The sequence below is a fragment of the Paenibacillus sp. MMS18-CY102 genome, from assembly GCF_009789195.1.
Classification (GTDB): domain Bacteria; phylum Bacillota; class Bacilli; order Paenibacillales; family Paenibacillaceae; genus Paenibacillus_T.
Genome location: NZ_WSTC01000070.1, coordinates 1 through 4,094 on the forward strand (window position 1 = coordinate 1; position 4,094 = coordinate 4,094).

The following is a 4,094-nucleotide window of genomic DNA, read 5'->3' on the forward strand; positions in this document are numbered from 1 at the left end:
CCCCCTCAAGATGAGATTTCCCAGTATGTAAGACCCCTGGAAGACGACCAGGTTGATAGGCTCGAGGTGGAAGCGCAGCAATGCGTGCAGCTGACGGGTACTAATAGGTCGAGGGCTTATCCTAAGCGTTTTGGCGAATGCCAATATCGCAACTTCGTGAGCAAGGCAAAGCTAAGGATTCATCATTCGCATCCAGTTTTGAAGGTGTAACCTTCAATGTGCCGGTGTAGCTCAGTTGGTAGAGCAACTGACTTGTAATCAGTAGGTCGTGGGTTCGACTCCTATCGCCGGCACCATTTTTAAAACAAACATCCCTTCGAGTTTATTAGGAAGGGATTTTTTTGTGTTTGTTTTTATATAGAACAACGAGCTGCTGTAGCTAATGCTGTAATAGAATCAACTCAATTACGGAAATGAAGAGACCTCAATGCATATCATTCAACTGGAAAAGCGGCTTTCTGTTTTTGGGCACATCGTGGCTCTGCCAGACTGTAGCTTGTTGCACGAAAGCAATGGTAACCTTTGGGGCATGCTACCCCCTGTATTACCTGTTGTACAAAATGCAATGGCAGGCCAATAGAATAAATAGAATAAAAGGAAGAGCCCTGTCCCACTAGGTCGCATAATCGCATAATGCGTTGTATCTACATAGTGGAAACAGGACCCCACGGTCTTCATGCGCAATTCTTCGAGATGAAAGCATATTCTTTTGCAGAACAAGCTGCTAAAAGTTTATTTGGCATTAATTTTCGTATTAATTGGTCAACCAGAGATTTTTGGTTGGCCTATTTTTATGGGCATTTTACGATGGTGATGGCCGGGAGGAGTGTGGCTGACAGTTTTTCGAAAGTCGCTCGGAGACATGCCGAAGCTCTGCTTGAACATTTTCGTAAAATGCAGCTGATTGGAATACCCGACACTGTATGCAATCTCTTTGACTGATAAGGAGGTTCCGGTGAGCAGCTCACAAGCTTTGTTCATCTGAGCTGGCCCAAATACTGCTGCGGCGGCATTCCGATCGCTTCTTTGAACAATCCAGTTATATATTTACGGTTCAGTCCGAGGCTCTTCGCCATTTCCTCGATCGTAATTTCCTGCGTGTAATTATTGCTCAGAAAGCTGATCGCTTGTGTAATATATTGCTCCTTCACGGTCCCGGCGATGAAAGTTGAAGGCTGCCGAGCCGATTCCAATACAAGGGCAAGGAAGGCGTAAAGCGCCGAAGTCATCTGGAGAGGCTTGCTGTAATAGTGCTGATTGGCATCGAAGAGCCGATTGAAGCACTGCCTGATTTCTTGCTCCCGGTCGCACCTAATGACTGGACATTCTAGCGTAAAGCCCGCTTGCCTCAAATATTCTGGAACGATGCCTCCGTCCAATGCCACCCACGAAAAGCTCCATGGATCTTCCTGATCGGCTTGATAGAAGGCCAGGACATGTGGCGATAGAAGAAAGACGTGGCCAGCAGCCAGACGGAATGTATTTTCTTGAACTCGCAAAATGCCTTTTCCGCTGTGCACGTAGAAAATTTTGTACGAATCTTTCACACCTGGACCCCAAGATTGGCCGGAAGTACACTGCTCCGTACCGGTGTAGTAGAACTGAATATCCTGCTGCTGCTGGATCCAGTGCTGAGCGATTTTATGACTGGCCATTTCGCTAATTTCTCCCTCTATAACGAGATTTCGGTATAATAAGTGGCGTCATTATGACATAGAATGCTGCCATTCTATTATAGCTGCTGCGCTGGAATTTAAATAAAATAAAAGCATCGCCTCTGGAAACAGGGGATGCGAACGAATCGTGCAGTTTTGGGCTTACTTATATGAGCTATAGAATTTAATTGAGAAGAGGGCATATTCTATGGAATTTAACTATCTTGGCAGATCCGGATTGCGGGTCAGTAAGCTTTGCTTAGGAACGATGAATTTCGGTGTTGATACGGACCAAGCGGAAGCTTTTCGCATAATGGATGCTGCGCTGGATGCCGGCATTCAATTTTTTGACACAGCTGATATTTATGGTTGGGGTGAAAATTCGGGTACGACCGAGACGATAATCGGCAATTGGTTCGCACAAGGCGGCAATCGCCGGGAACGGGTAGTGTTGGCGACGAAAGTGTATGAGAAGCTGCACAAGCCGCTGTATGGCCCTAATGACGAGAAGGGGCTTTCTTTGTATAAAATCCGTCGCCACTTAGAGGACTCCCTGCGACGCTTGCAGACAGATCACGTGGAGCTCTACCAGATGCATCATATCGACCGCCGCACGACTTGGGAAGAAATTTGGAGCGCTTTCGAAGGGCTGGTAAATCAGGGGAAGATCGATTATATCGGTTCGAGTAACTTTGCTGGTTGGCACCTGGCCAAGGCACAAGCGGCAGCGAAAGAGCGCCACTTCCTCGGGCTTGTGAGCGAGCAGCATATGTATAATCTGATGAATCGTCTTCCAGAGCTGGAAGTATTGCCGGCTGCACAGGATATGGGATTAGGCGTGATTGTATGGAGCCCATTGGCGGGAGGGCTGCTTGGAGGCAACGCGTTATCGGCTAATGCGGACAAAAAGCGGAGCAAACGCAACGAAGAGGAGCTTGCCAAGCATCGGGACCAACTGGAATCCTTCGCAGCTCTCTGCTGCGATCTTGGAGAAAGGCCTGCAAACGTAGCGCTTGCATGGCTCCTTGCCAATCCGTCCGTGACAGCGCCGATTATCGGTCCGCGTACCGTCAGCCAGTTGCTGGATACGCTGCGCGCAGTAGAGATTAAGTTGGATGAGCCAACGCTCCAAGAGCTGGACCGGATATTCCCGGGTCCGGGCGGCGCAGCACCTGAAGCGTACGCATGGTAAACGAATCAAGCAGCGGGAGGGGAACATCGTTGGAATCCATTCGAGGGGCATTAGTAACTGGCGCTGACAGGGGAGTCGGGTTTGCTTTAGTGAAAGGGCTGCTGATGCAAGGTTGTAAGGTGTGGGCTGGCCATTTTGCGGAAAGTACTACAGCCTTACAGGAACTGCAGATTAAGCATGGGGAGCGGCTTCGCCTGCTTCGGCTTGATATTAGCGATGCGGAGAGCGTTAGCCAGGCTATCGCCGAAATTTCGGAGGAGACAGATCGCCTGGACTTGCTCATTAATAATGGAGCTATTCTTGGTGATATCGTGGCGACTGTACAGGATGAACTGGATTTTGATGAAATGGAGACCGTGTACCGCGTGAATACGCTAGGAGCACTGCGCATGTCCAACGGATTAATTCCTTTTATATTGAACAGTACGGACAAGCTTATTGTGAACATCTCGTCAGAGGCTGGAAGCATCGGTGCTAGCAACCGGGTATCGTGGTACGCTTACTGTATGTCCAAGGCAGCGCTCAATATGCAATCCAAGCTCATCTACAATCAGATCTCACCACAGGGAGGCAAAGTGTTAGTTGTTCACCCGGGGCATGTGCAGACTTGGATGCAGGGCAAGCTGGATGAGTCCGGCTCGCTCACACCGGAGCAATCAGCGGAGCATATTCTCGGCGTTGTCGAGCAGCGGCTCAGTCCTGATTGGAACAATTCTGTCCTTACCCTGATCGATTACAACGGGGATACAATGTCTTGGTAATGTACAGACTGATGAAGGCGAGCAGAGTTATCCGCTCGTCTTTTTAGAGCCTTGTGGCAGATGCATCGTTACTTAGCATGGTTCGCTGCGAGAAGGAGAAAACACATCAGATGCAGCGGTGTTTAGATTTGAATTAAGCAATATTGCTACAGCAGTAATGTATGTTATAGCAATTAATTTTATAAAACAATAAAAAAGGGTTGCATAGTATGCGTAATACATGATATATTATAATTCCGGTCAAGAGAAACAAGTCCGGTGAGCAAATCTTACAACAACAAACAGGGCAACAACCTGAATGAAGTTGAAAAGAAATGCTTGCAAAACAAAACGACATCTGATAAGATGTAAAAGTTGTGGAAATTGTTCTTTGAAAACTGAACAACGAGCGAAACTGTCAGAATAAATGTTTCAAAATGAGCTACAAATGCTCTAAAGTTGAAGATTTTCAACTCGCGTTGAAAACTTCTTTTATGGAGAGTTTGA

The 4,094-nt window shown here is 47.5% G+C and carries 4 protein-coding genes, 1 tRNA gene and 1 rRNA gene; 4 read left to right on the plus strand and 2 right to left on the minus strand.

The features are described from left to right. Both GON22_RS25375 and GON22_RS25380 read left to right on the plus strand, forming a co-directional pair. Positions 1–124, plus strand: a 23S ribosomal RNA gene (locus GON22_RS25375); the annotation flags it as partial. Between the two features lie 96 nt (positions 125–220). Continuing rightward, a tRNA-Thr gene (locus tag GON22_RS25380) sits at positions 221–296 on the plus strand. Between the two features lie 466 nt (positions 297–762). Here the strand turns inward: GON22_RS25380 and GON22_RS26345 are convergent. Together GON22_RS26345 and GON22_RS25385 are read right to left on the minus strand one after the other, a co-directional pair. After that, positions 763–981: a helix-turn-helix domain-containing protein gene (locus GON22_RS26345; RefSeq protein ID WP_237179350.1), complete on the minus strand. Its 219-nt coding sequence runs from the start codon at positions 979–981 to the stop codon at positions 763–765. Continuing rightward, positions 978–1,655: an AraC family ligand binding domain-containing protein gene (locus GON22_RS25385; protein ID WP_237179351.1), complete on the minus strand. Its 678-nt coding sequence runs from the start codon at positions 1,653–1,655 to the stop codon at positions 978–980. Before GON22_RS25385 ends, GON22_RS26345 begins: the two co-directional genes overlap by 4 nt. Before the next feature lie 208 nt (positions 1,656–1,863). Between GON22_RS25385 and GON22_RS25390 the strand changes: the two genes are divergently transcribed. Together GON22_RS25390 and GON22_RS25395 are read left to right on the plus strand one after the other, a co-directional pair. Further along, positions 1,864–2,847, plus strand: a complete 984-nt coding sequence (locus GON22_RS25390) for an aldo/keto reductase (RefSeq protein WP_160398849.1) — start codon at positions 1,864–1,866, stop codon at positions 2,845–2,847. A gap of 29 nt (positions 2,848–2,876) precedes the next feature. Then, positions 2,877–3,608 carry an SDR family oxidoreductase gene (locus tag GON22_RS25395; RefSeq protein WP_160398850.1) on the plus strand — a complete coding sequence of 244 codons (732 nt, stop codon included), beginning with the start codon at positions 2,877–2,879 and terminating at the stop codon, positions 3,606–3,608. Positions 3,609–4,094 lie beyond the last annotated feature (486 nt).